Annotated in this window: 20 protein-coding genes; 11 read left to right on the top strand and 9 right to left on the bottom strand. The window is 70.4% G+C overall.

Annotated elements, in window-relative coordinates; all coding sequences use genetic code 11:
• Positions 1–124 precede the first annotated feature (124 nt).
• Positions 125–2,290, top strand: coding sequence for a serine/threonine-protein kinase (locus IEY89_RS29635; protein WP_189150588.1), 2,166 nt, complete (start codon positions 125–127; stop codon positions 2,288–2,290).
• Positions 2,291–2,398: 108 nt separating this feature from the next.
• On the opposite strand, the gene ilvD is transcribed toward IEY89_RS29635, so the two are convergent.
• The 4 genes from ilvD to IEY89_RS29615 form a co-directional block, all read right to left on the bottom strand.
• Positions 2,399–4,252, bottom strand: a complete 1,854-nt coding sequence (gene ilvD, locus IEY89_RS29630; protein WP_189150587.1) for a dihydroxy-acid dehydratase — start codon at positions 4,250–4,252, stop codon at positions 2,399–2,401.
• Between the two features lie 182 nt (positions 4,253–4,434).
• Positions 4,435–5,052, bottom strand: coding sequence for a TetR/AcrR family transcriptional regulator (locus IEY89_RS29625; RefSeq protein ID WP_189150586.1), 618 nt, complete (start codon positions 5,050–5,052; stop codon positions 4,435–4,437).
• Entirely contained in the window at positions 5,049–5,888 is an 840-nt protein-coding gene (locus IEY89_RS29620) for a sugar phosphate isomerase/epimerase family protein (protein ID WP_189150585.1), read from the bottom strand. The genes IEY89_RS29625 and IEY89_RS29620 overlap by 4 nt, the downstream gene beginning before the upstream one ends.
• A gap of 187 nt (positions 5,889–6,075) precedes the next feature.
• Positions 6,076–7,020 carry a Ppx/GppA family phosphatase gene (locus tag IEY89_RS29615; protein WP_189150584.1) on the bottom strand — a complete coding sequence of 315 codons (945 nt, stop codon included), beginning with the start codon at positions 7,018–7,020 and terminating at the stop codon, positions 6,076–6,078.
• Between the two features lie 137 nt (positions 7,021–7,157).
• Between IEY89_RS29615 and IEY89_RS29610 the strand changes: the two genes are divergently transcribed.
• A complete protein-coding gene (locus IEY89_RS29610; RefSeq protein WP_373287307.1) occupies positions 7,158–7,970 on the top strand; it encodes a DUF3109 family protein in 813 nt (270 codons plus the stop codon).
• Between the two features lie 10 nt (positions 7,971–7,980).
• On the opposite strand, the gene IEY89_RS29605 is transcribed toward IEY89_RS29610, so the two are convergent.
• Positions 7,981–9,777 (bottom strand): BACON domain-containing protein, encoded by a 1,797-nt coding sequence (locus tag IEY89_RS29605; protein WP_229695470.1) that lies wholly within the window; start codon positions 9,775–9,777, stop codon positions 7,981–7,983.
• A 208-nt stretch (positions 9,778–9,985) separates the two neighbouring features.
• On the opposite strand from IEY89_RS29605, the gene radA reads away from it, so the two are divergent.
• Complete coding sequence (radA, locus tag IEY89_RS29600; protein ID WP_189150581.1) at positions 9,986–11,395, top strand: DNA repair protein RadA; 1,410 nt, start codon at positions 9,986–9,988, stop codon at positions 11,393–11,395.
• Positions 11,396–11,476: 81 nt separating this feature from the next.
• The gene (gene disA / locus IEY89_RS29595) at positions 11,477–12,601 is read left to right on the top strand and encodes a DNA integrity scanning diadenylate cyclase DisA (RefSeq protein WP_189150580.1); all 1,125 of its coding nucleotides are present in this window, start codon (positions 11,477–11,479) and stop codon (positions 12,599–12,601) included.
• Between the two features lie 99 nt (positions 12,602–12,700).
• Here disA and IEY89_RS29590 read toward each other — a convergent pair whose 3' ends face one another.
• Positions 12,701–13,555 carry a hypothetical protein gene (locus IEY89_RS29590; protein WP_189150579.1) on the bottom strand — a complete coding sequence of 285 codons (855 nt, stop codon included), beginning with the start codon at positions 13,553–13,555 and terminating at the stop codon, positions 12,701–12,703.
• A gap of 326 nt (positions 13,556–13,881) precedes the next feature.
• Between IEY89_RS29590 and IEY89_RS29585 the strand changes: the two genes are divergently transcribed.
• The 5 genes from IEY89_RS29585 to cseC all read left to right on the top strand — a co-directional run bounded on the left by IEY89_RS29585 (position 13,882) and on the right by cseC (position 18,727).
• Positions 13,882–14,823, top strand: a complete 942-nt coding sequence (locus IEY89_RS29585) for an HhH-GPD family protein (protein ID WP_189150578.1) — start codon at positions 13,882–13,884, stop codon at positions 14,821–14,823.
• Positions 14,824–15,120: 297 nt separating this feature from the next.
• The gene (locus IEY89_RS29580) at positions 15,121–15,663 is read left to right on the top strand and encodes a SigE family RNA polymerase sigma factor (RefSeq protein WP_189150605.1); all 543 of its coding nucleotides are present in this window, start codon (positions 15,121–15,123) and stop codon (positions 15,661–15,663) included.
• 203 nt (positions 15,664–15,866) lie between these two features.
• Complete coding sequence (locus IEY89_RS29575; RefSeq protein ID WP_189150577.1) at positions 15,867–16,514, top strand: hypothetical protein; 648 nt, start codon at positions 15,867–15,869, stop codon at positions 16,512–16,514.
• A 114-nt stretch (positions 16,515–16,628) separates the two neighbouring features.
• On the top strand, positions 16,629–17,336 hold the full coding sequence (gene cseB / locus IEY89_RS29570; protein WP_189150576.1) for a two-component system response regulator CseB: 708 nt from the start codon (positions 16,629–16,631) through the stop codon (positions 17,334–17,336).
• A gap of 8 nt (positions 17,337–17,344) precedes the next feature.
• Positions 17,345–18,727, top strand: a complete 1,383-nt coding sequence (cseC, locus tag IEY89_RS29565; protein WP_189150575.1) for a two-component system sensor histidine kinase CseC — start codon at positions 17,345–17,347, stop codon at positions 18,725–18,727.
• A 232-nt stretch (positions 18,728–18,959) separates the two neighbouring features.
• Here cseC and IEY89_RS29560 read toward each other — a convergent pair whose 3' ends face one another.
• Positions 18,960–20,579, bottom strand: coding sequence for an MDR family MFS transporter (locus IEY89_RS29560; RefSeq protein WP_189150574.1), 1,620 nt, complete (start codon positions 20,577–20,579; stop codon positions 18,960–18,962).
• Positions 20,580–20,733: 154 nt separating this feature from the next.
• On the opposite strand from IEY89_RS29560, the gene IEY89_RS29555 reads away from it, so the two are divergent.
• Entirely contained in the window at positions 20,734–21,321 is a 588-nt protein-coding gene (locus tag IEY89_RS29555; protein ID WP_189150573.1) for a TetR/AcrR family transcriptional regulator, read from the top strand.
• Between the two features lie 96 nt (positions 21,322–21,417).
• On the opposite strand, the gene IEY89_RS29550 is transcribed toward IEY89_RS29555, so the two are convergent.
• Positions 21,418–22,014, bottom strand: coding sequence for a M23 family metallopeptidase (locus tag IEY89_RS29550; protein WP_189150572.1), 597 nt, complete (start codon positions 22,012–22,014; stop codon positions 21,418–21,420).
• A 471-nt stretch (positions 22,015–22,485) separates the two neighbouring features.
• Between IEY89_RS29550 and IEY89_RS29545 the strand changes: the two genes are divergently transcribed.
• On the top strand, positions 22,486–23,136 hold the full coding sequence (locus IEY89_RS29545; RefSeq protein WP_189150571.1) for an HAD family acid phosphatase: 651 nt from the start codon (positions 22,486–22,488) through the stop codon (positions 23,134–23,136).
• Positions 23,137–23,249: 113 nt separating this feature from the next.
• Here IEY89_RS29545 and IEY89_RS29540 read toward each other — a convergent pair whose 3' ends face one another.
• A complete protein-coding gene (locus IEY89_RS29540; protein ID WP_189150570.1) occupies positions 23,250–25,778 on the bottom strand; it encodes an ATP-dependent Clp protease ATP-binding subunit in 2,529 nt (842 codons plus the stop codon).
• Positions 25,779–25,818 lie beyond the last annotated feature (40 nt).

The following is a 25,818-nucleotide window of genomic DNA, read 5'->3' as shown; positions in this document are numbered from 1 at the left end:
AAACAGGCCATGAAACACATGCACGAAACTCGTACACCGACGTCAGCAAGCCGCCTCTGTCCCGTATCCCTCATCGACTAGGCTCCGTGCGTCGCGCGCGGCCGAACAGCACGGGGGTGAGTCCATGACGCCACAGCGGAACTCCGGAACCGGCCCGGAAACGGAATTCCCGGAGTACGCCGGTCAGTACCGTCTGGAGTCACGGCTGGGGTCCGGCGGCATGGGCGTGGTCCACCTGGCCCGGAGTACCTCCGGGATGAAGCTCGCGGTCAAGGTCGTGCACGGCGAGTTCGCCGAGGACCCCGAGTTCAGGGAGCGTTTCCGGCAGGAGATCGCCGCCGCCCGGCGCGTCAGCGGTGCCTTCACCGCGCCCGTCGTCGATGCCGACGCCGACGCCGAACGGCCTTGGATGGCCACCCTGTTCATCCCCGGGCCGACCCTTGCCGAAGAGGTGAAGCGGAACGGGTCCATGAGTGCTGGTCAGTTGCGGCGACTGATGGCCGGGCTCGCCGAGGCGCTGCGGGACATTCACCGGGTCGGGGTCGTCCACCGGGACCTGAAGCCGAGCAACGTGCTGCTCGCCGAGGACGGTCCGAAGGTCATCGACTTCGGCATTTCCCGGCCGAAGGACAGCGAACTGCGCACCGAGACCGGCAAGTTGATCGGTACGCCGCCGTTCATGGCGCCCGAGCAGTTCCGGCGGCCCCGCGAGGTGGGGCCCGCCGCCGACATCTTCGCCCTGGGGTCGGTGATGGTGCACGCGTCGACCGGGCGCGGGCCGTTCGACTCCGACAGTCCGTACGTCGTCGCCTATCAAGTCGTGCACGACGAACCGGACTTGACCGGTGTGCCGGAGAACCTCGCCCCGCTGGTGCTGGGTTGCCTCGCCAAGGAGCCCGAGGACCGGCCGACTCCGGATGAGCTGATGCGAGAGCTCAGGGCGGTCGCGGCCTCGTACGACACCCAGTCGTTCGTGCCCGAGGAGCGGCGCTGGAGCCCCTCCCCCGCTGCCCCTGACCCCGTTCCCGCTTCCTCCGACTCCCCCTCGATCGCCGGGCGTTCGGATCGGCGGCGGCTGCGCAGGCGCGCCCTCCTCGCGGCGGGCGCCCTCGTCCTCGCCGCCGGGTGTGTCCTCGCCTCGGTGCAGGTGTTCGGCGGTGATCCGACGGCAGCCGAACCCGCGGACCGTCCCTCCGGGACCGGGACCGGGGCCGGGAACGGTACGACGGCCGCCGCTGCCGGTTTCCGGGCCTGGGCGGTGCGGCCGGCCACCGGTGGCGACGCCGGTATGCCCCAATGCTCGTACGGTGGCGGGAAGTTGTTCTGCGCCCAGAAGGGGCTCGTCTCCGCGATCGACCCCGCCGACGGCACCGTCCTGTGGCGGCACCCGATCGACGCCACCCTCATTCCGAGCCGCCCGCCGGTCCTGTCGGGCGGGCTCGTGCACCCCCCGCTGGACGAGGGCACCCGTCTGGAGGCGCTCGACCCGGACACGGGCCGCATCCGCTGGCAGGAGACCGTGGCCGACCGTGTCGGTCTCGGATACGCGGGCGGCATGACACTCCTCACCGGCGCCGATGGCAAGGTCACCGGCGTCGACAGCGCGTCCGGCGACAGCAAGTGGAACCGGCGCGTCGCCGGGCTGAGCGGCCCGCGGCTGTTCTCCTTCGCCGGCGACGGGCTCGCGTACGCCACGAGCACGGCCGAGGACGGGGCGAGCACCCGGGTCGCCGCGCTGGACCCCGGCAGCGGTGATGTGCGCTGGCAGGAGAAGCTGGACGGGCAGCTGAAGCCCATCGGCACCACCGACGCGGGTGCCTCCGTCTTCTTCGCCGCCCTCGACACCGTGTACGGGGACACGGTCGCCGTCGTCGACTACGACCCGGCGACCGGGGCCTCGCGCACGGTCGACGTGAGCGTTCCGCTCCAGCGGGCCCACGGTGTCGTGCGCGGGAGCACCGTCTATCTGCTGGCCGCCGGGGGTGCGCTGATCGCGGTGGACCTGGAGGCGGGGAAGCAGCTGTGGCGTCTGGAGACGTCCGTGAGTCTCGGCTCGGCGCCGGCCGCGGACGGGCGGTACGTGTACTTCACCGCCGCCGACGGACGACTGCTCGCGGTGGACGCCCGTACGGGGACGCTCGCGGGGCAGACGTCGCCGCGGCTCGCCCCGGCCTCGGACACGATCGCGGCCTCGCTGCCCGCCCCCGTCGCCGCCGGCGGGCGCGTCTACGCGAGCGCTCCCGACGGTTTCGTCTTCGCCGTGGACGCGACCGACCCGGCCGACTGGTGACGCGCGCCGCCCCTGGCACACGTACGACATCTGAAGCGCGTACGGGGAGGTCACGGCGAAAGGGCCGCTCCTGAGGAGCGGCCCTTTCGTGCAGATGCGCGAGGGGGGTCAGCCCAGCTTCGACACGTCCCGCACCGCGCCCTTGTCGGCGCTCGTCGCCATCGCCGCGTACGCGCGCAGGGCCTGGGAGACCTTGCGCTCGCGGGAGACGGGGGCGTAGACGCCGTTCAGGGACTCGCGGCGGGCCGCCAGTTCCTCGTCCGGGACCAGCAGCTCGATCGTGCGGTTCGGGATGTCGATGCGGATGCGGTCGCCGTCCTTGACAAGGGCGATGGTGCCGCCGGAGGCCGCCTCGGGCGAGGCGTGGCCGATGGAGAGGCCCGAGGTGCCGCCAGAGAAGCGGCCGTCCGTGACCAGGGCGCAGGTCTTGCCGAGGCCGCGGCCCTTGAGGAACGAGGTCGGGTAGAGCATCTCCTGCATACCGGGGCCGCCCTTGGGGCCCTCGTAGCGGATGACGACGACGTCGCCGTCCGTGACCCGCTTGTTGAGGATCTTCTCGACGGCCTCTTCCTGCGACTCGCAGACGACCGCGGGGCCCTCGAAGGTCCAGATCGACTCGTCGACACCGGCCGTCTTCACGACGCAGCCGTCGACGGCGAGGTTGCCCTTGAGGACCGCGAGGCCGCCGTCCTTGGAGTACGCGTGCTCGGCGCTGCGGATGCAGCCGCCGGCGGCGTCCACGTCCAGGGCCTCCCAGCGCTCCGACTGGGAGAAGGCCTCGGCGGAACGGACACAGCCGGGCGCCGCGTGCCACAGCTCCAGGGCCTCCGGCGACGGGGAGCCGCCGCGCACGTCCCAGGTCTTCAGCCAGTCGGCGAGGGACGAGCTGTGAACCGAGTTCACGTCCTCGTTGAGCAGGCCCGCGCGGTGCAGTTCACCGAGGAGGGCGGGGATGCCGCCGGCCCGGTGCACGTCCTCCATGTAGTACGTGCGGTCCTTGGCGACGTTCGGCGCGACCTTCGCCAGGCACGGCACCCGGCGCGAGACCTCGTTGATCTCGTCGAGGCCGAACGGGACGCCCGCCTCCTGTGCGGCGGCCAGCAGGTGCAGGATCGTGTTGGTCGAGCCGCCCATCGCGATGTCGAGGGCCATGGCGTTCTCGAAGGCCGCGAGGGTGGCGACGTTGCGGGGCAGGACCGTCTCGTCGTCCTGCTCGTAGTAGCGGCGGGTGATGTCCATCACCGTGCGGCCCGCGTTCTCGTAAAGCGCCCGGCGGGCCGTGTGCGTGGCCAGGACCGAGCCGTTGCCCGGGAGGGCGAGTCCGATGGCCTCCGCGAGGCAGTTCATCGAGTTGGCCGTGAACATGCCGGAACAGGAACCGCAGGTCGGACAGGCGTTCTCCTCGATACGGAGGATGTCCTCGTCCGAGATCTTCTCGTTCACCGCGTCGGAGATCGCGTCGACCAGGTCGAGCGTGCGGACCGTGCCGTCGACCAGCGTGGCCCGGCCGGACTCCATCGGGCCGCCGGAGACGAAGACCGTGGGGATGTTGAGCCGCAGGGCGGCGTTCAGCATGCCCGGGGTGATCTTGTCGCAGTTGGAGATGCAGATCAGGGCGTCGGCGCAGTGGGCCTCCACCATGTACTCCACGCTGTCCGCGATCAGGTCGCGGGAGGGGAGGCTGTAGAGCATGCCTCCGTGGCCCATCGCGATGCCGTCGTCGACGGCGATCGTGTTGAACTCGCGCGGGATGCCTCCGGCGGCGGTGATGGCCTCGCTGACGATGCGGCCGACCGGCTGGAGGTGGGTGTGACCGGGCACGAACTCGGTGAAGCTGTTCGCCACCGCGATGATCGGCTTCCGCCCGATGTCGGCGCCCGGTACACCGGAGGCACGCATAAGGGCGCGGGCGCCCGCCATGTTGCGGCCGTGGGTGACGGTACGGGACCTCAGCTCGGGCATCGTCGCTCGCCTCGCTCCTTCGGAGAGTATTGACTCCGTCGAGGGTACGCCGGTTATCCAGGGTTTGGACGTTCGGTCCGGAATGCGGGATGGGTGTCTCGGGCCTCGGTTGTCGGGTGCGGGTCCGGTGGGGGCCGGTCGCGCCCACGCGGCGGAGCCGCACATGTCACAGCCCCGCGCCCCTACTGGGGCCCGGCCAGATGGGCCTGGATGACGGGGGCCACCCTCCCGATGATCTGCTCCGGGTCCGCCGAGGCCAATGGCTCCACCTTGATGACGTAGCGCAGCATCACGATGCCCACGAGCTGGGCGGCGGCCAGTTCGGCGCGCAGTTCGGCGTCCGGGAGGTCCAGCCGGCCAGCGATGCGGCGGAGCACCTGGGTGGAGACGATGCGGCGGAAGACTCCGGCCGCGGCCTCGTTGTTCATGGCGGAGCGGACGATCGCGAGCAGCGCCTTGCGTGTCGCCGGGGTCTCCCAGATGCCGAAGAAGAAGCGGGCGAGCCGTTCGCCGACGTCGTCGAGCGGGCCTTCGACGATCGAGCCGGGCGCCTCCAGGAGGGGCCCCATGGCGCCCGCGATGGACGCCTCGAAGACCTGCTCCTTGGTACCGAAGTAGTGGTGAACCAGTGCCGGGTCCACCTCCGCGGCCTTGGCGATGCCGCGTACGGAGGTCTTGTCGTACCCCCGCTCGGCGAACTCCTCGCGGGCCGCCGCCAGGATGCGGTCGCGGGCGGCGGGGGCGTCCGCGGAGTCCGTACGGGACGGGCGTCCCCGGCGGCGCGGGGCGGCGCTGGTCATGGGCGCGGTCCCCCGCCGGGGACAGCCCTGACCGACGAGGCCAGGTGGAGGCGGGTGAAGGCGAGCGCCTCGGCGAGGTCGGCCTCGCGCTCGACACCGGACATCGCGCGGCGCGTGTTCACCTCGATGACGACATGGCCGTCGAAACCGGTGACCGCGAGCCGTTCGAGCAGCTCGGCGCAGGGCTGCGTACCGCGGCCCGGGACCAGGTGCTCGTCCTTGTTGGAGCCGTTGCCGTCGGCGAGGTGGACGTGGCCGAGGCGGTCGCCCATCACGTCGACCATCTCCAGGGCGTCACTGCGGGCCGTCGCGGTGTGGCTGAGGTCGATCGTGAAGTGCCGGTAGTCCTCCTTCGTGACGTCCCAGTCGGGGGCGTACGCGAGCATCTCGCGGTCGCGGTAGCGCCACGGGTACATGTTCTCGACGCCGAACCGGACGTCCGTCTCGTCGGCCATGCGCCAGATACCGGTGACGAAGTCACGCGCGTACTGGCGCTGCCAGCGGAAGGGGGGATGGACGACGACGGTCGTCGCGCCGAGCTTCTCGGCTGCCGCCTGGGCGCGCTGGAGCTTGGTCCAGGGGTCCGTGGACCAGACGCGCTGGGTGATGAGGAGGCAGGGGGCGTGGACGGCGAGGATGGGGATCCGGTGGTAGTCGCTCAGTCTGCGCAGGGCTTCGATGTCCTGGCTGACGGGGTCCGTCCAGACCATGACCTCGACGCCGTCGTAGCCGAGACGCGCGGCGATCTCGAAGGCCGTCGCCGTCGACTCCGGGTACACGGAGGCTGTGGACAGCGCGACCTTCGCATCCGGAATGCGTACGACTGGTTCTGCCACGGGAGACAGGGTACGGGGTGCGTTGGTTGACCGGCGGTGGGGTGCCTAATCGCCGTTGGGGTTCGGTTATCGGGCGGGTGCGGGCAGTGGGTGGCCTGTCGCGCCCACGCGGCGGAGCCGCACATGTCACAGCCTCGCGCCCCTAGGTGGGTGCCGTCCAGGTCGGTCGAGAAGTGCCGGAGTTCGTCTACTCCGTGCCCATGTGGGTGCCCATGTGGTCCAGGCGGCGGAGGATGACGCCTTCTCGGAGGGCCCAGGGGCAGACCTCCAGGGTTTTCACGGCGAAGAGGTCCATCGCCGCCTCGGCCACCATGGCGCCCGCGACAAGCTGGTTGGCCCGGCCTTCCGAGACTCCGGGGAGGGCCGCTCGTTCCGCAGTCGTCATGGAGGCGAGTTCGGGGACCAGTGCCTGCAGGGACTCGCGCCTCAGTTCGCGCTGGACGTAGAGACCGTCCGTGGAGCGGGCCGCCCCGGCAAGGCGGGCGAGCTGCTTGAACGTCTTCGACGTGGCGACGACGTGGTCGGGGGCGCCGAAGCGGCTGAACTCGCCCACCGTACGGGCGATCTGGGCCCGTACATGGCGGCGCAGGGACTTGATGTCCGCGGGGTCGGGCGGGTCGCCGGGGAGCCAGCCCGCGGTCAGACGGCCGGCGCCGAGCGGGAGGGAGACGGCGGTGTCGGGCTCTTCGTCGATGCCGTAGGCGATCTCCAGTGAGCCGCCGCCGATGTCGAGGACGAGGAGCTTGCCTGCCGACCAGCCGAACCAGCGGCGGGCGGCGAGGAAGGTGAGCCGGGCCTCCTCGGAGCCGGTCAGGACCTGGAGCTCGACGCCTGTCTCGGCCTGCACGCGCGCGAGGACGTCGTCGGCGTTGGTGGCCTCGCGCACGGCTGAGGTGGCGAACGGCAGCAGGTCCACGACGCCCTTGTCCTCGGCGGCCTGGAGCGCGTCCTGGATGACGGCGACGAGTTTGTCGACCCCTTCGGGGCCGATGGCTCCGGCGTCGTCGAGGAGTTGGGCGAGCCGCAGCTCGACCTTGTGCGAATGCGCGGGCAGGGGGCGTGCGCCGGGGTGCGCGTCCACCACCAGCAGATGCACCGTGTTCGATCCCACGTCGAGGACACCGAGTCTCATGGACGGAACGCTACTGCCAGCCGCGCCCGCATCCGTCGCCGGAGCGGTGCCGGAAGGGGCTCCGGGCGACTTACCCTGGACGCGTGCCCAAGACGAAAAAGGCAAAGGCCGACAAGTCGGCAGCGGAAGCCCTCCCCGTGAAGTCTGCGAAGTCCGCGAAGTCGCCGAGATCCTCGAAACCTCCGAAGACGGTGGTGGTGAGCGACGAGAAGGGGCTCGACTTCGCGCGCGCGTGGGTGGAGTTCCCCGATCCGGCGGACGACGAGCAGGTCTTCCGCTGTGATCTGACCTGGCTGACCTCTCGCTGGAACTGCGTCTTCGGAAGCGGCTGCCAGGGCATTCAGGCCGGCCGCGCGGACGACGGCTGCTGCTCGCTGGGTGCCCATTTCTCCGACGAGGACGACGAGAAGCGCGTCGCCGGACATGTGGCACGGCTCACGCCCGACATCTGGCAGCACCACGCCATCGGCACCGAGTCCGGCTGGACCTCCGAGGACGAGGAGGGCTCGCGGCAGACCCGGCCGTACCAGGGGTCGTGCGTCTTTCAGAACCGGCCCGGGTTCGCGGGCGGCGCCGGCTGCTCGCTGCACATCCTGGCGCTGCGGGAGGGCCTGGAGCCGCTGGAGACCAAGCCGGACGTGTGCTGGCAGCTTCCGGTGCGGCGGACGTACGACTGGATCGACCGGCCCGACGACACGCGCGTGCTCCAGGTGTCGATCGGTGAGTACGACCGGCGCGGCTGGGGTCCCGGCGGCCACGACCTGCACTGGTGGTGCACGTCGGCGACCTCGGCGCACGGCGCGGGCGACCCGGTGTACGTCTCGTACCGGCCGGAGCTGGTCGAGCTGATGGGCAAGGCGGGGTACGACCGGCTGGTCGAGCTCTGTGAGGAGCGGCTGGCCTCGCAGTTGCCGCTACTGGCTCCGCATCCGGCGGATCCCGTTCACTGACGCCGCGGGATCAGGAGGCCGTCACGGGGCTCGGGGTGCCGCTTTCGACGGGCGGCGACGAGCCTCCGGGGTCGGCCGGGGTCGAGGTCACCGAGGCCGTCGGTGTGGGGGTCGGCGTGGGCTCCGGGTCCGGTGACGAGGACGGTGGGGGGTCGCTCGGGGGCGGGGTCGCGGGCGCGGAGGTCGTCGGGTCCGGGTCCGGGGGCGGGGTGCTCGGGCGGGGCGGGCCGGGGGCCGGCGGGTGCACCGGGGTCGGGTCCGGGGGTGTGGGCGCGGTGCCGTACCCCTCGATGGAGACGACGGCGGACGCCGGTGCGATCGACACCCGCGCGCTCCAGTGACCGGCCGGCTCGCGCAGCGGGTCGACGTACACCTTGATCGTGGACGACTCACCGGGCCGCAGCGTTCCCGACGACCGGCTCGGATACAGCCAGGACGCCCCGGTGGACGCCGTCCAGCGCACCGGTGTGTGCCCGGACGCGGTGAGGGTGATGAGGGTCGTGTCGCCGTCGCTGGACGCCTCCACGGTGAGCAGGCCCGGGCTCTCCTTCGCGCCGGGGACCGCGCTGACGACCTCCACCGAGACGTCCGGTGAGCCGTGGTCCTTCCTGACGAGGCCGTTGTCGGCGCCGGTGCCCGCATTGCCGGCGTTGCCCGCGTTCCGGTAGCCGCCGCCCGCCGCCCCGCCGTCGAGGAGGTCGTGGCGCTGCGCCTCGCTCGCGGTGGCCGATGTGTCTCCCGGGCCGCCCTCGCCGGCGGCCGGCGCCCCGCGGTAGGCCGCCCACAGGGCGAGCACGGGGGCGGCGACCACGGTGGCGACGACCGTGGTCGTGACGGCACGCGCGCGCAGCCGGTCCCTGCGGGCCGCGCGGTCCTTGGGATCCATCGGGAAGCCGCGCCGGTCGAAGCGCGGAGCGGCGGCGCCCCGCGCGCGCGGGAGGTGTGCCATGGCGACATGGAGGGCCGCGCGGGGCGCCTCCAGGACGGGCAGTTCGGCGGGCGTGACGCTGGTGCCGGGCCAGGAGCCGGGAACGGCCCGCTCGGCCGTACGGCGGCACCGCGGGCAGTCGTCGACATGCCGGACCAGTTCGCGGCGCAGCGCCGTGCTGAGCACCAGCTGATGGTCGCCGGTGAGGCGGGAGACGCTCGGGCAGGCGCCCGTCTCGACGACGGCCAGGGCCGCGCGGGTGCGTTCGACCTCACAGGCGGCGGAGGCGAGCAGCTCGCTCGCGGCGACGGGGTCCAGGCCGAGTACGGCGGCGACCTCGTGGGCGGCGAGCTTGTGGCGCACGGCGAGTTCGAGTGCCTCGCGCTGTTCGGGGGTGGTGCCGGCGGCCTCCGGCCAGGCGAGCTGGGCCAGTTCACGGCGGTGCGCTTCCTGGGCCTCCGCGGAGACGGGGGCGACGGAGTCGGGGGCGGCCTGGGGCGCGGGGGCGGCGGATGCCTGCCGCTTGCCGCGCCGGCCCGCCGCGTGGGTGCTCCGACGGGTCTGCTTGGCCTCGGCCAGCTTGCGCAGACAGGCCCAGCGGGCCAGCGCGTACAGCCAGGCCCTGCGGTCACCGGCGGACTCCGGACCGCGCGGGCTGCGGCGCTCGGCGAGCGCGAGGACGTCGCCGAGGGCGGCGGTGGCCGAGTCGTGGTCGCACAGGACGGACAGGCAGTAGGTGAACAGGCCGTCCAGATACGGCTCGTAGCGCGCGGGCGGGCGCTGGACCAGCGTGCGTCCCGCCGCCCGGTCGCGCGCCTCACGGTGCGCCCGGTGTGTGCCGGTGCTGCGGGTCGGGGTGTCCGGACTACTGCTCATCACCCGTGCGACCGTAGGCGCCTTACGACGACCCCTTCTCCTACCTTGAGCACATTTAATCCGTACGGGTGAAACGATCCCTCAATAGGGGACAGGAACCCCGGATTCGATGGCCTGTTCCCGCCCTGACGTGGCCGATTCGCGCGGGGAGTGCGGCTTCCGGCACCCGTCGGCGACGGCGCTGTCAGTGGTCCCGGCTACGGTTCGTCTCATGGCTGCCCGTACGAAGACCGCTAAGGACCGTCCGTCCTACCGCTGCACCGAGTGCGGCTGGCAGACGGCCAAGTGGCTCGGCCGCTGCTCCGAATGCCAGGCGTGGGGCACGGTCGAGGAGTACGGCGTGCCCGCGGTCCGTACGACGGCACCGGGCCGGGTCACCACCTCCGCGGTCCCCATCGGCGAGGTCGACGTCCGTCAGGCCACCGCCCGCAGCACCGGCGTGCCCGAACTGGACCGCGTACTCGGCGGCGGGCTGGTCCCTGGTGCCGTGGTGCTGGTGGCCGGTGAGCCGGGCGTCGGCAAGTCGACGCTTCTCCTGGACGTCGCGGCGAAGTCGGCGAGCGACGAGCACCGCACCCTCTACATCACGGGTGAGGAGTCCGCGAGCCAGGTCCGGCTGCGCGCCGACCGCATCAAGGCGATCGACGACCACCTGTACCTGGCCGCGGAGACGGACCTGTCGGCCGTCCTTGGCCACCTGGACGCCGTGAAACCGTCCCTCCTGATCCTCGACTCCGTCCAGACGGTGGCCTCGCCGGAGATCGACGGCGCGCCGGGCGGCATGGCCCAGGTCCGCGAGGTCGCGGGGGCGCTGATCCGCGCGTCCAAGGAGCGCGGCATGTCGACACTCCTGGTGGGCCATGTCACCAAGGACGGCGCGATCGCCGGCCCGCGTCTCCTGGAACACCTGGTGGACGTGGTCCTGTCCTTCGAGGGCGACCGGCACGCCCGCCTCCGTCTCGTCCGGGGCGTCAAGAACCGTTACGGCACCACGGACGAGGTCGGCTGCTTCGAACTGCACGACGAGGGCATCACGGGCCTCGCCGACCCGAGCGGCCTGTTCCTGACCCGGCGCGCCGAGCCGGTGCCGGGCACCTGCCTGACCGTCACCCTGGAGGGCCGCCGCCCGCTCGTAGCGGAGGTCCAGGCGCTCACCGTCGACTCCCAGATCCCCTCCCCCAGGCGTACGACGTCGGGGCTCGAGACGTCCCGGGTCTCGATGATGCTCGCGGTTCTCGAACAACGGGGCAGGATCAGCGCACTCGGAAAGCGGGACATCTATTCGGCGACGGTCGGCGGGGTGAAGCTCTCCGAGCCGGCCGCGGACCTCGCGATCGCCCTCGCGCTGGCCTCCGCCGCGAGCGACACCCCGCTGCCCAAGAACCTGGTCGCGATCGGCGAAGTGGGCCTCGCGGGCGAGGTCAGACGGGTGACGGGCGTCCAGCGCAGACTGTCCGAAGCCCACCGTCTGGGCTTCACCCACGCCCTCGTTCCCTCGGACCCCGGCAAGATCCCCGCCGGTATGAAGGTCATCGAAGTCGCCGACATGGGAGAGGCGCTCCGGGTGCTTCCGAGGTCGCGTAGGCGAGAGGCCCCACGGGACGACGAGGACCGCCGGTAGACTTTGCGCAGGTCTCGCCCGTCCGTACGAACAACGTGTGCGAAACGGGAGCGCCTCAGAACCTGCGACCGGAGGAGTGCAGTGGCAGCCAACGACCGGGCAGCAGCTCCAGGAAAGTACGGTGGGAGCTCCGGTGCCGATGGCCTGATGCGCGCCTCACTGAGCGCCGTGGCACCCGGCACGGCGCTGCGCGACGGGCTTGAACGGATTCTCCGCGGCAACACCGGCGGACTCATCGTTCTCGGCTCCGACAAGACCGTCGAGGCGATGTGCACGGGCGGTTTCGTCCTGGACGTCGAGTTCTCGGCGACGCGCCTGCGCGAGCTGTGCAAGCTCGACGGCGGCATCGTGGTCTCCTCGGACCTGTCCAAGATCCTGCGGGCCGGCGTCCAGCTGGTCCCCGACCCGAACATCCCCACCGAGGAGACGGGCACCCGGCACCGCACCGCCGACCGCGTGTCGAAGCAGGTGGGTTACTCCGTCATCTCGGTCTCCCAGTCCATGAGACTCATCGCGCTGTACGTGGACGGCCAGCGCCGTGTCCTGGAGGACTCGGCCGCTATCCTGTCCCGCGCGAACCAGGCCCTGGCGACCCTGGAGCGCTACAAGCTCCGCCTCGACGAGGTCGCGGGCACGCTGTCCGCGCTGGAGATCGAGGACCTGGTGACGGTCCGGGACGTCTCCGCGGTGGTGCAGCGCCTGGAGATGGTCCGCCTCATCGCGATGGAAATCGCCGGGTACGTGCTCGAGTTGGGCACCGACGGGCGGCTTCTGGCCCTCCAGCTGGAGGAATTGATCGCGGGCGTGGAGCCGGAGCGCGAGCTGGTGGTCCGGGACTACGTCCCCGAGCCGACCGCCAAGCGCTCCCGCACGGTCGACGAGGCGCTCGGTGAACTCGACGCGCTCAGCCACGCCGAGCTGCTCGAACTCTCCACAGTGGCCAAGGCCCTGGGCTACACGGGTTCACCCGAGACGCTCGACTCGGCGGTCTCCCCCCGCGGCTTCCGCCTCCTGGCGAAGGTGCCGCGCCTGCCCGGCGCGATCATCGACCGCCTGGTGGAGCACTTCGGCGGCCTCCAGAAGCTGCTGGCGGCGAGCGTCGACGACCTCCAGACGGTGGACGGGGTGGGCGAGGCGAGGGCACGCAGCGTCCGGGAAGGGCTGTCGCGGCTGGCGGAGTCGTCGATTCTGGAGCGGTACGTGTAGGAGGCGGGATGTACGGAGATGGGCTTGTAGGGCCGAGCAGGTCGGCCCTACAAGCCCATCAGGCCTTTCCCAGCCCTGCTCAGCCCTTCTCGGTACTGCTCAGTCCTTGTCCAGGACGAAGGACGTCTGGGCCTTCGGGAAGCCCTGGGCCTGTGCCTCCACGAGGTAGGTGTCGGCCGTTGCCGAACCCGCCTTCGGGGTGGCGCACTCGGGGGCACTCGCCCTGCGGTCCCACTCGAAGGTGTAGGTGATGCTGCCGCCGGCCGGGACCCGGAACATCAGACCGGCCGTGTCCTTGGGGCAGTCGTCCGAGGCCCAGATGTCGTCGTCGCTGCTCGCCTGTGTGATGGTCACGACCGCCGCCTTCGGACCGAGGTCGATCTTGCAGTCGTTGGCGGAGGAGTTCCGGGCGACCAGCTGGAAGGTGGGCGTCTCGTCGGGCGCGTAGGTGTTCTGGACACTGCGCAGGCTCAACCGGACGACGCCGGCGGTGCAGTTGGGCAGGGTGGAACCGGCCGGAAGGGTATCGCCGCTTCCTACGCTGCCGTTGACACTGCCACTGACGCCGTCGTCCGTGCCGGTGTCGCCGCCACCCGTCCCGGCGGAACCGCTGTCGCCGCCGGAGCCCGCCGAACCCCCGGAGCCCGCCGAGCCGGAGCCCGAGCCGCCGGTGTCCGTGCTGCCCGACCCGCCGGTGCCCGTGCCCCCCGACTCGTCGCGTCCGCCCGGGGCTTGACTGATCGCGGGCCCCGAACCGGACGGTCCCGGGGTGATCGTCTGCACGGGATCCTTGCCGTTGGCACCGTCCGTGCCCTTGTTGCCACCTCCACCGCCGGAAGCCACGATCCAGATGCCCAGCAGCGCCAACAGGGCGAGCACGGACAGCAGAACAGCCCTCCGTCGCCAGTAGATGGAGGAGGGAAGCGGCCCGACCGGATTGCGCATAGATCCCACGGCGCAAACTGTACGAGAGATCGGGCAGTTCACTCGCCCCACCCGCCGCCCAGGACGCAACTTTTCCGGATCATCATCCCGGCGAAGGGGGTTGGTGACGTGGGTGAACTCCTGTCGGGCGGGAAGCAGTTCACGGCGGGCCGGCGCTGACCCTCCGGCTCGGCAGTACCTCTTCAGCGCCGGCCGGCACCCTCCAGCCCGTCTGGGGTCCCCCCTCTGGGGGAGGGATGGGACGGGTAGGGGCGGCGGGGGCGACGAAACCACCCGAGCCGTACCGCACCGCATCGCACACCCCCGCACCCCCACATGGCAGGATCGGAACCGCCATGACTGCGCCCACGAAACCCCCGCACCGCGACGCCGGCCCCACACCCCTCCCTGACCCCGCCACCGACGGCACCCCCCTCCACTTCCCCGTCATCGACTGGTTCGACGAGCACGCCCGCGACCTCCCCTGGCGGCGCCCGGACGCCGGCCCCTGGGGCGTGATGGTCAGCGAGTTCATGCTGCAGCAGACGCCGGTCAGCCGCGTCCTGCCCGTCTACGAGCAGTGGCTCGCCCAATGGCCCCGCCCCGCCGACCTCGCCGCCGCCCCCTCGGGCGAAGCCGTCCGCGCCTGGGGTCGGCTCGGCTACCCGCGCCGCGCCCTGCGCCTGCACGGCGCCGCCGTCGCCATAACGGAACGCCACGGTGGCGACGTACCCACCGAGCACGCCCAGCTGCTCGCCCTGCCCGGCATCGGCGAGTACACCGCCGCGGCCGTCGCCTCCTTCGCCTACGGTCAGCGCCACGCCGTACTGGACACGAACGTCCGCCGGGTCTTCGCCCGCGCCGTCACCGGCGTCCAGTACCCCCCGAACGCCACCACCGCCGCCGAACGCAAGCTCGCCCGCGCCCTGTTGCCGGACGACGAGCCCACCGCCGCCCGGTGGGCCGCGGCCTCCATGGAACTCGGCGCGCTCGTCTGCACGGCCAGGAACGAGACCTGCCACCGCTGTCCGATCGCCGCCCAGTGCGCCTGGCGGCTCGCCGGGAAGCCCGAGCACGAGGGTCCGGCGCGCCGGGGCCAGACGTACGCGGGCACGGACCGTCAGGTGCGCGGCAAGCTGCTCGCCGTACTCCGCGAAGCCCACACCCCCGTACCGCAGGCCGCGCTCGACAGCGTGTGGCACGAGCCGGTGCAGCGCGCCCGGGCCCTCGACGGTCTTGTCTCCGACGGGTTGGTCGAGCCCCTGCCGGGCGGGCTGTACCGCCTGCCGCACAGCTGAGACAGACGGCCGGAGACCCGCACAGCCACAACACATGCCCGGCCCTCCGTAACGCCGCAACCCGCTTCCGCAACACACTCACCGCCCCACCAAATCACCCCAGACCACCACCAATTACCCCACCCGCTTACCCCTTCCCTATTTCCGTTACACAACCGACGGACAGCCGAGCGCTCCCCGAAGGCTGGCTCGGACAACCCCGTGACAACGGCTCCGTAACTTCATCCCTGTACAGACCACAGGGCAGTGAAAGCCGACCGGCAGGGCGGGTCGGAAACGGGGACGGAGGCGGTCGAGATGGCGCAGCAGGGCGAGGTGCTCGAGTTCGAGGAGTACGTCCGCACACGGCAGGACGCGCTGTTGCGCAGCGCCCGTCGACTGGTGCCGGACCCCGTCGACGCACAGGACCTGCTGCAGACCGCGCTCGTACGGACGTACGGCCGCTGGGACGGCATAGCGGACAAGCGGCTCGCTGACGCCTACCTCCGCCGGGTGATGATCAACACCCGGACCGAGTGGTGGCGGGCGCGCAAGCTCGAAGAGGTGCCCACCGAGCAGCTCCCGGACGCCTGTGTCGACGACTCCACCGCGCAGCACGCGGACCGCGCGCTCCTGATGGATGTCATGAAGGTTCTCGCACCCAAGCAGCGGAGTGTCGTCGTGCTGCGACACTGGGAGCAGATGTCCACGGAGGAGACGGCCGCCGCCCTCGGCATGTCGGCCGGAACGGTCAAGAGCACGCTGCACCGGGCGCTCGCCCGGCTCCGGGAGGAGCTGGAGGCCCGCGATCTGGACGCACGCGCGCTGGAACATGAGGAGCGGGAGCGTTGCGCGGCCTAGGCACAGGGGCGACCGATCCCGGGACCCCACGGACAGGGACTGAGAGAGAGAAAGGAACCGGGACCGGGACAGGGACAGGGACGACGGATTCGGACGTGGCCTCACCCCCGGGCCAAAGCGCTCGTCCTCATCCGGGTCCTGGCCCTGGTCCCGGTCCCGGCGCGGGCTCACGGGGGTGGTCGGGGCATGGTCCCGGGCTGCTCATGGGGCCGGCTCCGTCCGCCCCCGCCCGGCGGGCCTTTCAGGCGGCGATCACGGCTACGGCCGTGCTCGCCGCCCTCACCCTTTTTGTCTCCGCCTGCGCCACCGGCGGCACCGGCGCCCGTGACGAGGGTCCGGCCGGCGCCGACGCCGTCGCGGGCAAGCTGAGCGCCACCCCCATGCCCTCCGCGTACGCCACTCCGGACGACGTGGACGCGGTCGCGCTCGTCAAGGACGACCCGGGAGTCGCTCCCTCGGTCAAGCGCGCGCTGAAGCCGTGCGTCGGGGACGAGTACCCGGTCGACGTGTCGTACGGGGATCTGACCCACGGAACCGCCGACGACGTCGTCGTCAACGTCATGACGTGCAGCGATGCCGTCGGCGTCGGTTCCTACGTGTACCGCGCGGCGGGGGACGGGTACCGGAACGTCTTCAGGGCCGAGGAGTCACCGGTGTACGCGGAGATCGACCGCGGCGACCTGGTGGTCACCAAGCAGGTGTACAAGAAGGACGACCCGGTGACGAGCCCGTCCGGCGAGAATGTGATCACCTATCGCTGGACCGCGGGTCGCTTCGCCCTGGAGTACCGCACGCACAACGAGTACAGCGGCGCGGTCGACGGCGACGCACCGACGACGGCCCCGAACTGACCCGCACCACCCCTGTACGAGCACCGCCCCCGTACCCCGTACTCCCATTACCTCCTACCGCGTACCGACCCCGTACCGCCGCCACACACGAGACGAGAACTGAGAGCACCCGGGATGGCAGACCAGACCCACGTCCTCTTCGTCGAGGACGACGACGTCATCCGCGAGGCCACCCAACTCGCCCTGGAGCGGGACGGCTTCGCGGTCACCGCCATGCCCGACGGGCTGTCGGGCCTGGAGGCGTTCCGCGCCGACCGCCCCGACATCGCCCTCCTGGACGTGATGGTCCCGGGCCTCGACGGGGTCAGCCTGTGCCGCCGTATCCGCGACGAGTCCACCGTGCCGGTGATCATGCTCTCCGCGCGCGCCGACTCGATCGACGTGGTCCTGGGCCTGGAGGCGGGCGCCGACGACTACGTCACGAAGCCCTTCGACGGTGCTGTGCTGGTCGCCCGGATCCGCGCGGTCCTGCGCCGCTTCGGTCATGCGAGCGGCCCCAACGCGGCGGCTTCGGAAGCCGGTGGGCCCGTGACCGGCGGGGTGCTGGTCTTCGGGGACCTGGAGATCGACACCGAGGGCATGGAGGTCCTCAAGGAGGGCCGGCCGGTGGCCCTGACACCCACCGAGATGCGGCTGCTGCTGGAGTTCTCGTCCGCGCCGGGCACGGTCCTGTCCCGCGACAAACTCCTCGAACGCGTGTGGGACTACGGCTGGGGCGGCGACACCCGCGTCGTCGACGTCCATGTGCAGCGGCTGCGTACGAAGATCGGCCAGGACCGGATCGAGACGGTCCGCGGCTTCGGCTACAAGTTGAAGGCCTGAGCGGGCCCATGCGTCTCAGAGGAATCCGGTTCACGGGCATCGCCGGCATCGCGGGCATCGCCGGCATCCGCACCGGGCTCAGATGGAAGCTGAGCGCCGCCATCGCCCTGGTGGGCGCGCTCGTGGCGGTCACGCTCAGCCTGGTCGTGCACAACGCGGCCCGGGTCTCGATGCTGGACGGTGCGCGCGACCTCGCGGACGAGCGCGTCCTCATCGGGCAGAGCAACTACAACCTGTCGGGGCGGCCCAACTTCCCCGGCATCAAGGTCGACGACCCGAACCTGCCGGAGGAACTGCGGGAGAAGGCCGCGCAGGGCCGCCGGGCGACCTATGTGACCGACCGGCCGGACGGAGGGCCGGACATCTGGGCGGCCGTACCGCTCAAGGACGGGCACATCATGTCGCTGCACACCGGGTTCACCGACCGCAGTACGGACATCATGGCCGACCTCGACCAGGCGCTGATCATCGGCTCGATCGCCGTCGTCCTCGGCGGCAGCGCGCTCGGTGTGCTCATCGGCGCCCAGTTGTCGCGCCGACTGCGCAAGGCGGCGGCTGCCGCGAACCAGGTCGCCAGGGGCGAGACGGACGTACGGGTGCGGGACGCCATCGGCGGTGTCGTACGGGACGAGACCGACGACCTCGCCCGGGCGGTGGACGCGATGGCGGACACGCTGCGGCAGCGACTGGAGGCGGAACGGCGCGTGACGGCGGACATCGCGCACGAGCTGCGTACGCCGGTGACGGGCCTGCTGACAGCCGCCGAACTCCTCCCACCCGGGCGCCCGACCGAGTTGGTCCTGGACCGGGCGCAGGCCATGCGCACGCTGGTCGAGGACGTCCTGGAGGTGGCCCGTCTCGACGGCGCGTCGGAGCGGGCAGAGTTGCAGGACATCATGCTGGGGGAGTTCGTGGCCCGGCGGGTGCTCGCGAAGGACCCGGAGATCGCCGTACACGTGGTGCACGAGTCGGAGGTCACGACCGATCCGCGGCGGCTGGAGCGAGTGCTGTTCAATCTGCTGGCCAACGCGGCACGACACGGCAAGGCGCCCATAGAGGTCTCCGTCGAGGGCCGGGTCATCCGCGTACGCGACCACGGAACCGGCTTCCCCGAGGACCTGCTGGCGGACGGACCGAGCCGCTTCCGTACGGGGAGCAGCGACCGTTCGGGACACGGCCACGGCCTCGGCCTCACCATCGCCGCAGGCCAGGCCCGCGTCCTGGGCGCCCGCCTCACCTTCCGCAACATACGCCCACCGGGCGCCCCTGAGCACGTCCCCTCAGAGGGGGCGGTAGCGGTCCTGTGGCTCCCGGAACACGCCCCGACCAACACGGGCAGCTACCCCATGCTGCCGCGCACGGGGGGTCGAGGGGGCGGCAGCCAGGCCTGACATCCAGCCGTCCGGCACGAGTGCCAGGCCCGCCCTGCCAGCCCGTCTGGGGGTCCCCCTCTGGGGGAGTTTGAGGACAAGGCCCGTTCAGGGCCGGAGGGGGTCTGGGGGCGCAGCCCCCAGGAACGGGATGGGACGGGTAGGGGTGGCGGGGGCGAAGAACCACAGCCGAAGACCCCCGGGGCAGACACCACCCGAGGGCCTTCGACACCTCACCGCCCCCACCACCACGTCAAACCGCCTCGACCACAGCCCCCTTGGCCGAACCCGAACCCGAACCTGAGCCCGAGCCCTCATCCCCCTTCTCCGGCTCCGCCCCCTTCAACGGAACCTCCGTCACGAACACCGCCGCCACCAGCACCACGACCGCCACCACAGCCCCCAGCAGAAACGCCGAGTGCGTCCCCGAAGCCACCGCGTACTGGTACGCCTCCCGCGCCGCCGCCGGCAACTTCGCCAGACTCGCCGCATCCAGCTGCGCCGACTGCTCGGTCACCTTGGATCCCAGCGCCCCGGCCCGCTCGTTCATCACGTCCTGCACCCGGCTGTTGAACAGAGCCCCCATGATCGCGACCCCGAACGAGGACCCGAGCGTACGGAACAGCGTGGTCGTGGAGGACGCGACACCCATGTCCTTCATCTCGACGCTGTTCTGCGCGACCAGCATGGTGATCTGCATCAGACAGCCGAGGCCCGCCCCGACCACCGCCATGTACACACCGGACGTCAGCCGCGAGGTCTCCGTGTCCATCTGCGCGAGCAGGTACAGCCCGACGCTCAGCAGCACACCGCCGGCCAGCGGGAACACCTTGTACTTGCCGCTGCCCGTCGTCACCCGTCCCGCGACCATGGACACGACCATCATCGCCGCGAGCATCGGAAGCAGCAGCAGCCCGGAGTTGGTCGCGGACGCGCCCTGCACGGACTGCTGGTACAGCGGCAGGAACAGCACCGCGCCGAACATCACGAACCCGGTGATGAAGCCGATGATCGACATCAGCGTGAAGTTGCGGCTGCGGAAGATGTGCAGCGGAATGATCGGCTCGGCGGCCTTGGTCTGCCAGAACACGAACCCGACGAGCGAGGCGACACCGATCCCGATGAGCTCCATGATCACGACGGAGCCCCACGCGTACTCCGTACCGCCCCAGGTCGTGACGAGCACGATCGACGTGATGCCGACAGTCAGCAGCGCGACGCCCGGATAGTCGATCCGCGTCTTCGTCCGCCTCTTCGGCAGGTGCAGCACAGCGCTGACGGCGGCCAGCGCCACCACACCCAGCGGCAGATTGATGTAGAACGACCAGCGCCAGCCCAGGTGGTCCGTCAACGCCCCGCCGACCAGCGGCCCGCCGATCATGGCGAGCGCCATCACGCCGGCCATCATTCCCTGGTACTTGCCACGCTCACGCGGCGGAATCAGGTCCCCGATGATCGCCATGACCCCGACCATCAGGCCACCGGCACCGAGTCCCTGCACGGCCCGGAAGCCGATCAGCTGTCCCATGTCCTGGGCCATACCGCTGAGCGCCGACCCGATCAGGAAGAGCACGATCGAGCTCATGAAGACGCCCTTGCGCCCGTACATGTCGCCGAGCTTGCCCCAGATCGGGGTGGAAGCGGCGGTGGCGAGCGTGTAGGCGGTCACGACCCACGCCAGGTGTTCGAGCCCACCCAGTTCACCTACGATCGTCGGCATCGCCGTACCGATGATCATGTTGTCCAGCATCGCGAGCATCATCGCGATCATGAGCGCGAGCAGCACCACCCGCACGCTCCGCGGCTGCTTGCCCTGCTGAACCGGCTCGCCCTGCTCGTCCCGCTCGTCCGCCACTGCCCGCGTGTCCGCCATCGTCTCCGCCCCACTTCCCCGCGCACTCCTACTTACTTGCCGCCCGGCAAGTTGACTACACTGGGGAAGCTAGACCCGTAACTAGCCGGGCGTCAAGTAAGTTTTTCCCCAAGGGCACCCCCGAGGGTTCAGCAGCGGAAGCAGGAGTACGGGCATGGACCGCACCAAGCAGCGCCGACGCGGGGACACCCGTCAGCGCATCCAGGACGTGGCGCTCGAACTCTTCGCCGAACAGGGCTACGAGAAGACCTCACTGCGGGAGATCGCCGAGCACCTCGACGTCACGAAGGCGGCGCTCTACTACCACTTCAAGACCAAGGAAGAGATCATCGTCAGCCTGTTCGAGGACCTGACGAAACCGATCGAAGATCTGATCGAGTGGGGCCGGCAGCAGCCGCACACCCTCGACACGAAGCAGGAGATCGTACGCCGCTACAGCGAGGCGCTCACCGAGGCCGCCCCCCTCTTCCGCTTCATGCAGGAGAACCAGGCGACGGTACGGGACCTGAGCATCGGCGACATGTTCAAGACCCGCTTGCTCGGCATGCGGGAGATCATCATGGACCCGGACGCTCCCCTGGTCGACCAGGTCCGCTGCATCAGCGCGATGTTCACGCTGCACGCCGGGATGTTCGTGCTCCAGGACCTCGCGGGCGACGCGGACGAGAAGCGCCAGGCGGTCCTGGAGGTCGCGATCGGTCTCGTGACCCAGGCGCACGAGGGCACGGAACGACCCGCGTAACCGCAGCGCCCCGACCGGCCCGGTCACACACCGCCCAGGCAGGGCGGACAGGCAGCCGGGCCAGTCGGGTCAATTGAGTCAGTCGGGTCAATCCAGTTAGACAGTCACGCCCTTGGCCCGCAGAAAGGCCACGGGGTCGACGGCGGACCCGTAGTTCGCCGTCGTACGGATCTCGAAGTGCAGGTGCGGCCCGCTGGAGTTGCCCGTGTTGCCGGACAGGGCGATGCGCTGCCCGGTGGCCACGACCTGGCCGACCTTCACGTTGATCCGCGACAGATGGGCGTACTGCGAGTACGTCCCGTTGCCGTGCTTGATGACAACGGCGTTGCCGTACGCCGGCCCGTCACCGGCGCCGTTGCCGCCGGCCTTGACGACGGTGCCGCCGTGCGCGGCGACGACCTTGGTGCCGCTCGCCACGGCGAAGTCCTGGCCGGAGTGGGTGGACGACCACATGGTGCCGGCCTGGTTGAAGCTGGCGCTGAGCCTGTACTTCTTGACCGGGTCCACCCAGGAGGCGGCCTTCTTCGCGGCGACCTGGACCCGGACGGCACCCGTCGCACCGCTTTCGGCGGCAGCGGCGACCCCGGCCGTCCCCAGGACGAGCGATGCCCCGAGGCCGGCGGCGAGAACTGAGACGCGGGAGAGACGGGCCGTACGGGACTCACGGGACGGGGTGATGGCGCGCTGGAACATCGAGACCTCATGGGGACGGGGACAGAAAAGCCACCCGGCACGAGCGTTCCCGCCGGATGGGCAACCCCTTGGTACCCCCGGGCCCCGCCCATCCCCAAACCCCCGATCTACGACGCAAGTTCGTAGACGACCACAAATTTACCCACTTCTTGACAAAGCAACCAAGGCAACCGCCCCTCACAAACCGCTACTCACCCGCACCCTCACCCACTAATCACCCTAGTAACGGACATTTCGCCTGTGCGTCATGTCACCGGCCCGCAAGATCCATCCACGTACGACTGTGACGCGCACAACTCGCCGCCGTGGGACCGGCGGTGGGCCGAATAAACCCGCTCCGACTACTGGCACCTCGCCGCTACCCGTGAGTAATGTGCCCTTCCCGTCAGCGCCACTCACTCCCGCAAGCATGTCCCTGACATTTGCATGCCCTGGTACCGCACGGCCCTACGTGAGAGGACCCCCACCCTGATGACAAGAGGCTCCTGGACGCCCTGGACCCGCCGCATCGGCCTGACCGCAGCCGCCGCGGTCGCCGCGGTGACACTGGCCGGCCCCGGCACCGCCCAGGCCGCGACCACCACGGCCGCCACGGCCACCGCGTCCGTGTCGGCAGCCGCCGCCGAGGACGTCGACTACGCCACCTGGCAGCGGGACTGCCAGGCCGTGATGGACCAGGCCCTGCCCTATCTGAAGCAGCGCATAGCCGCCGCCTCCAAGGGCGAGAAGCAGGCGATCGTCTTCGACATCGACAACACCACCCTGGAGACCGACTACGGGTTCAGCTACCCCTCGCCGGCCAACGCACCCGTGCTGAAGGTCGCCCAGTACGCCCAGGAGCACGGCGTCGCCCTCTTCTTCGTCACCGCGCGCCCGGACATCATCAAGCCCTTCACGCAGTTCAACCTCACGCACGTCGGCTACGACGTGACCGGGCTGTACGTCCGCAATCTGATCGACCTCTTCAAGAACGTGGCCGACTACAAGACCGCGCAGCGCGTCGACATCGAGTCGAAGGGCTACACGATCATCGCCAACATCGGCAACAGCGCCACCGACCTGTCGGGCGGCCACGCGGAGAAGACGTACAAGCTGCCGGACTACGACGGCCAGCTGTCGTAGGTCGTCAGGGCACGCGAGAGGGGCCGGTGCTTTTCACAGCACCGGCCCCTCTCGTCCGGGCAGTACCCGCAGGCGGAACCTCGGGCACAACCCTCAGGCGAACCCCCGGAGGGTCACGCCTCCTTGCTCAGGTTCGGTCCGGCACCGCCGGCCGCCTGCTCGATCGGCGGGACGTCGGGCAGCGCCGACTTCTCCTCACCCCGGAAGGTGAAGGTCGCGGTCTCGCCCTCGCCCTCCGTGTCGACGACCACGATGTGACCGGGGCGCAGCTCGCCGAAGAGGATCTTCTCAGAGAGCGTGTCCTCGATCTCGCGCTGGATCGTGCGACGCAGCGGGCGGGCGCCCAGGACAGGGTCGTAACCCTTCTTGGACAGCAGCTCCTTGGCGGGCTGGGAGAGCTCGATGCCCATGTCCCGGTCCTTGAGGCGCTCGTCCACCTTGCCGATCATCAGGTCGACGATCTGGAGGATGTCCTCCTGCGTGAGCTGCGGGAAGACGACCACGTCGTCCACACGGTTGAGGAACTCGGGGCGGAAGTGCTGCTTGAGCTCGTCCGAGACCTTGTTCTTCATGCGCTCGTAGTTGGACTTCTTGTCACCGGAGGCCGCGAAGCCCAGGTTGAAGCCCTTCGAGATGTCCCGCGTGCCGAGGTTGGTCGTCATGATGATGACCGTGTTCTTGAAGTCCACGACCCGGCCCTGGGAGTCGGTCAGGCGACCGTCCTCCAGGATCTGCAGCAGCGAGTTGAAGATGTCCGGGTGCGCCTTCTCGACCTCGTCGAAGAGGACGACGGAGAACGGCTTGCGGCGGACCTTCTCGGTCAGCTGGCCGCCCTCTTCGTAACCCACGTATCCGGGCGGGGAACCGAAGAGACGCGACACCGTGTGCTTCTCGCTGAACTCCGACATGTCGAGGGAGATCAGCGCGTCCTCGTCACCGAAGAGGAACTCGGCCAGGGCCTTGCTCAGCTCGGTCTTACCGACACCGGACGGGCCGGCGAAGATGAACGAACCACCGGGACGCTTCGGGTCCTTCAGACCGGCACGCGTACGGCGGATCGCCTTCGAGAGCGCCTTGACGGCGTCCTTCTGGCCGATGACCCGCTTGTGGAGCTCGTCCTCCATGCGCAGCAGGCGGCTCGACTCCTCCTCGGTCAGCTTGAAGACCGGGATGCCGGTGGCGGTCGCCAGGACCTCGGCGATCAGCTCGCCGTCGACCTCGGCGACGACGTCCATGTCGCCGGCCTTCCACTCCTTCTCCCGCTTGGCCTTCGCGGCGAGGAGCTGCTTCTCCTTGTCACGGAGAGACGCGGCCTTCTCGAAGTCCTGCGAGTCGATCGCGGACTCCTTGTCCCGGCGCACGCCGGCGATCTTCTCGTCGAACTCGCGCAGGTCCGGCGGAGCGGTCATCCGGCGGATGCGCATCCGGGAACCGGCCTCGTCGATGAGGTCGATCGCCTTGTCGGGCAGGAACCGGTCGGAGATGTACCGGTCGGCGAGCGTCGCCGCCTGCACCAGGGCCTCGTCGGTGATCGAGACGCGGTGGTGCGCCTCGTACCGGTCGCGCAGGCCCTTGAGGATCTCGATCGTGTGGGGGAGGGAAGGCTCCGCCACCTGGATCGGCTGGAAGCGGCGCTCAAGGGCCGCGTCCTTCTCGAGGTGCTTGCGGTACTCGTCGAGCGTGGTCGCACCGATGGTCTGGAGCTCTCCGCGGGCCAGCATCGGCTTGAGGATGGAGGCCGCGTCGATGGCGCCCTCTGCGGCACCCGCTCCGACGAGCGTGTGCAGCTCGTCGATGAACAGGATGATGTCGCCGCGGGTGCGGATCTCCTTGAGGACCTTCTTCAGGCGCTCCTCGAAGTCACCGCGGTAGCGGGAGCCGGCGACCAGCGCGCCGAGGTCCAGGGTGTAGAGGTGCTTGTCCTTGAGGGTCTCGGGCACCTCGCCCTTGACGATGGCCTGGGCGAGACCCTCGACGACGGCCGTCTTGCCGACGCCGGGCTCACCGATGAGGACCGGGTTGTTCTTCGTGCGGCGGGACAGCACCTGCATGACCCGCTCGATCTCCTTCTCGCGCCCGATGACCGGGTCGAGCTTGGATTCGCGGGCGGCCTGGGTGAGGTTCCGGCCGAACTGGTCGAGGACCAGGGACGTCGAGGGGGTGCCCTCGGCGGGGCCGCCACTGGCGCCGGCGGTCTCCTTGCCCTGGTAGCCGGAGAGCAACTGGATGACCTGCTGCCGCACCCGGTTGAGATCTGCGCCCAGCTTGACGAGAACCTGGGCGGCGACGCCCTCGCCCTCGCGGATCAGGCCGAGCAGGATGTGTTCCGTGCCGATGTAGTTGTGGCCCAGCTGAAGGGCCTCGCGGAGCGACAGCTCCAGGACCTTCTTGGCACGGGGGGTGAAGGGGATGTGGCCGGACGGGGCCTGCTGCCCCTGCCCGATGATCTCCTCCACCTGCTGGCGGACCGCCTCGAGCGAAATCCCGAGGCTCTCCAGGGCCTTAGCGGCGACACCCTCACCCTCGTGGATCAGGCCCAGGAGGATGTGCTCGGTGCCGATGTAGTTGTGGTTGAGCATCCGGGCTTCTTCCTGAGCCAGGACGACAACCCGCCGCGCGCGGTCGGTGAACCTCTCGAACATCGTTAATCGCTCCTCAGAGCGGTCAGGCAGTAAGGGGACG

The organism is Streptomyces lacrimifluminis, assembly GCF_014646095.1.
GTDB lineage: Bacteria > Actinomycetota > Actinomycetes > Streptomycetales > Streptomycetaceae > Streptomyces > Streptomyces lacrimifluminis.
This window is presented reverse-complemented; position numbering and strand designations above follow the sequence as displayed.